Below are 1319 nucleotides of genomic sequence, written 5' to 3'. Positions count from 1 at the left end.
CCCGCGGGGCAAGAGTGCCCCGCCTACCGGAGATTCCCCTTAATCAAATTTCATTTCTATCAATCATTCATAGCATCATTTTACTTAAAACCCGGTGCGAGTCGTTCGGCGTCCTTCCAGAAGGCTACCTCCAGGGCGTCGAACTCGACGCCGAAGTGGTCGAGGCAGGCGGCGTCGACGGTTTCCGGTCGGATCGAATTATAAAAATCCAAGAAGACGCGACTCCCATGGCGGCGGACCAGGAAATCGACGAACGCGCCGCCGAGGACGTAGTCCGGCTCCAAGATGCGATGATAGCTCTCCGAGCTGAGCATGTCGGCGAGGCGAAGCGGGCCGAAATGCTTGCGATAATCGAGGGCGTCGCGGGCGAGGTCGAAGGAGCTGAGCCCGGCCTGCGCGACGGCCCACCCCTCGTGCAGCAAGTACGGGGGGTCGGCGTCCCGCGTGCGGAACTGGTCGATCGCGGCGTGGGCGAGCTCGTGGCGATCCAGCCACCTCGACTGTCCCCAATCGGCCGGGCTGTTCTCGCTCCCGAACGCAAGGCCCGCAATGCTCAAACCGGCGATCCCTTGGGCGGGTGATCCCATCAGGAGCGACCGCCCGCGGACCCAGTAGACCTTCGAACGCAAGGGGCCGCCGAGGATCGTCTCGAGCCGGGCCAGATGACCGTCCATCATCTCCGCGTCACGCCTCGGTTCCTCGAGGTCGTCGTAGAACATCACGAGCCTCGAGGTCTCCAGGCGACGACGATAGCCGAGTGAGGCCTCCGCCCTCATCAACGAGCCCGCGGCCGTCTTCGCCAGGTTCATCGGCAGATTGTTCGGGATCCGCTTGTCCACGAAGCAGGAGACCGCATAGACCAAGCCCGCCGCGAGGATCATCAGCGGAACCGAGGACGCGAAGGTCGACGCCAAGGCAAGCCCTCGACGAGGCCCCCTGGCGCCGAGGGCGACACCGGCCACGATCGCGAGACCAGAGCCGAGCAGCGTGACGACGACGAGGGCGACGAACGGGAACGGATGGGGGTGGAGGACCTGCCGAGATCGTTGACTCCCCAGCAGGGCCAGCAGGAGGATGAAACCAATCCAGGCGATCCGGCCGCCTTGCCGGATCCGAAACTCGCCGTCGGAGACCTGGGCCGTGGAGCTGAGGCGGGGGGAATCCTCTTGGATCACAGGGGCCTCCATCTTGGATCCTACGTTCCGCACATCCGGCATTCAATTTCTCCGAATTTCCGGCGGTCGCCACGTCAGCGGTTATAAGCCGCCGTCATTCGCAACAGGCTCAGGAGCCTGCGCTGCAGCGGACTCAGTTCCGTC

At 64.1% G+C, this 1319-nt stretch carries 1 protein-coding gene; it reads right to left on the bottom strand.

Annotated features, from left to right (window positions below):
- Window positions 1–80 precede the first annotated feature (80 nt).
- Complete coding sequence (locus ACYOEI_RS41040) at window positions 81–1175, bottom strand: hypothetical protein (RefSeq protein WP_462856471.1); 1095 nt, start codon at window positions 1173–1175, stop codon at window positions 81–83.
- Window positions 1176–1319: the final 144 nt, after the last annotated feature.

The organism is Singulisphaera rosea (assembly GCF_054877945.1).
The sequence above is the reverse complement of the archived record's forward strand: the minus strand, read 5'-3'. Positions and strand labels throughout refer to the sequence as shown.